General features: G+C 46.7%; 4 protein-coding genes and 1 pseudogene. All 5 read right to left on the reverse strand.

What is annotated here, in order from left to right:
- Positions 1-833: GTPase Era (era, locus tag C1T29_RS14840; RefSeq protein WP_208945726.1), on the reverse strand; the 833-nt coding region annotated here is incomplete at its 3' end.
- Positions 814-1,224: a cytidine deaminase gene (locus C1T29_RS14845; protein ID WP_020452242.1), complete on the reverse strand. Its 411-nt coding sequence runs from the start codon at positions 1,222-1,224 to the stop codon at positions 814-816. The genes era and C1T29_RS14845, both read right to left, overlap by 20 nt.
- Before the next feature lie 132 nt (positions 1,225-1,356).
- A complete protein-coding gene (locus C1T29_RS14850) occupies positions 1,357-1,737 on the reverse strand; it encodes a diacylglycerol kinase family protein (RefSeq protein ID WP_020452243.1) in 381 nt (126 codons plus the stop codon).
- Positions 1,715-2,191, reverse strand: coding sequence for an rRNA maturation RNase YbeY (gene ybeY / locus C1T29_RS14855; RefSeq protein ID WP_025811142.1), 477 nt, complete (start codon positions 2,189-2,191; stop codon positions 1,715-1,717). Before ybeY ends, C1T29_RS14850 begins: the two co-directional genes overlap by 23 nt.
- Positions 2,188-2,533: pseudogene (locus tag C1T29_RS14860) on the reverse strand (hypothetical protein); the annotation flags it as partial. The gene ybeY and the pseudogene C1T29_RS14860, both read right to left, overlap by 4 nt.

Here is a 2,533-nt window from a genome sequence, read left to right on the forward strand (position 1 = left end):
ACCCACAGCTCTAAAAACACCGATGATCCGAGCAGCGCCTCGATATCGGTTCTTGCCCGCTTGCCGATTTCTTTAAGCAGGCTGCCTCTTTTTCCGATGACGATCCCTTTTTGTGAATCGCGTTCGACGACGATGGTCGCGCTCACATACACAGAACCGTTTTCCCGTTCTTGAATGGACTCGATCGAGACCGCAATGCTGTGAGGGATCTCTTCCCTTGTCAGATGCAGCACTTTTTCCCGAATCAGCTCAGAAATGATAAATCGCTCCGGATGATCGGTCACCTGGTCACTCGGGTAAAACTGCGGACCTTCCGGCAAATAATCTTCAATTTGCTTTAAAAGCGTATCGATATTATTTCCCTCAAGGGCGGAGATCGGAACGATTTCCTGAAACGGATACCTGGTTCTGTACTCATCGATCAGCACAAGAAGCTCATCCGGATGAATCCGGTCGATTTTGTTGACGATCAAAAATACCGGCGTCTTGACTCCTTTTAAGCGCTCGATGATAAATTCGTCGCCTTTTCCGTAGCCTTCCTCCGCATTGATCATAAACAAGATCAAGTCGACTTCCTTTAAAGTGTTCTGCGCCACCTTCATCATAAAATCGCCCAATTTATGCTTCGGTTTATGAATGCCCGGCGTATCGATAAAAATCGTCTGGGATGTATCGGTTGTCAGCACACCTTGCACTTTGTTTCTTGTTGTTTGCGGTTTGTCGCTCATGATGGCAATTTTTTGGCCGATCACGCGATTCAAAAATGTAGATTTTCCTACGTTTGGTCGTCCGATAATGGAGACAAATCCTGATTTAAAGCTTTCCTGTGTCATGTAAGTCCTCCGATGAAAATGCTCCTGGCAGTAATTCTTGAACCGTCATTTCTTTGATTTGGCCATTCAGATTGGTTAAGATGACAGGCATGTTTGGTGAACAAAGTTCAGAAATCACCTGTCTGCACGCTCCGCACGGCGACACCGGACCCGGCGTATCCGCAGCGACGGCAAGCATCTTAAACGATTTTTCCCCTTCCGAGTAAGCCTTGAACAACGCTGTCCGCTCGGCGCAGTTGCACAGGCTGTATGCAGCATTTTCAATGTTGCAGCCTTTGTACACCTTGCCGTCCTCAGTCAAAAGGGCAGCGCCGACTTTGAATTTCGAATACGGAACATATGCAAATTCCCTTGCTTTTAAAGCTTCTGCAATCAATTCTTGTTTAGTCAATGTGTGTATTCCTTCCTATAGCGGTTATGGTACCGCTAACACTTTTATTTTACATAAAAATGGCTTCTTTTTCACGCCCAAATCACAAATGTAAAATTTTTGTAAGAATTGCGCACAATGAAAGGCACGGCATCAAAACAATTTTGACAAAAAGATGAGTAACCCAATCATACACGAAACGGCCGCAAACACGCAAACCGCCCCGGCCGCCGCGTCCTTTGCCGCCTTTGCAAGCGGGTGGTTCTCTTTTGTGAAAAGATCGATCGTATGCTCCACAGCCGTATTCATCAGCTCCAAGGCAAGCATTCCGCCGATCAGGATCAAGATGATGGACCATTCGATCAGAGTCAGCCTGAAGAAAAAGCCGCAGACGATCACAAGGATGGCGGCCCCGGAATGAATTCTAAAATTGCGCTCCGACATGAACGTCTTGACTATTCCTGTTAAGGCGTTTGAAAAACTCCATTTCAGACGGCGCCATTCATTTTGTTTATGAGGATCTTGAGAGCCCATATCGATTCAAAATGTCCTTTTGCTTAGTGAACATCTCTTTTTCCTCTTCTTCTGTCATATGGTCATAGCCGAGGAGGTGCAAAAAGCCGTGAACCGTCAGAAAACCCAGCTCCCTCATCAGTGAATGCCCGTATTCTTCGGCCTGTTCCCGTGCTTTATCAGCGCTGATGATGATATCTCCGAGAACGGGCGGCATGTCAGCGCCGATAATTTCAATCTCTCCTTCCCCGTCTTCTTCAAGGGCAAATGAAATGACATCAGTCGGATAATCTTTGCCTCTGTACTCTTTGTTGATTTTTTGGATCTCTTCATTGTTGACGATCGTAACCGAAACTTCGGCGCCGTCTGCGACGCCTTCCTCTGCCGCTGCGAATTGAAGAATTTTCTCAATTTCAGCAAGCTGGTCTTCAGGGACCCGTCCGATCTCGTCTGTGATATCTAGAATTAAACTCATGTGTGTTTCACCTTCTGTTTAGGATTAGCTTCCGGATATTCGATCCGGGAATGAAAAATGCCTTTCAGCGTTTCACAGAGCGTCTTCGCGATAATATTGAGCTCTTTTAAAGTTAAATCGCATTCGTCAAACTGCCCGTCCTGCAGCTTATCTGATATGATCCCGCGCACCAGCTTTTCAATCCTTTCGGGATTCGGGTTATGCATTGAGCGGACGGCTGCTTCGACACTGTCGGCCACCGAGATGATCGCCGCCTCTTTTGTCTGGGGCTTAGGGCCAGGAAAGCGGAACTCTTCTTCAATCGTCTGATCGCCTTTTAATTTCGCCTTAGAGTAAAAAAAC

The organism is Bacillus sp. MBGLi79 (genome assembly GCF_002953915.1).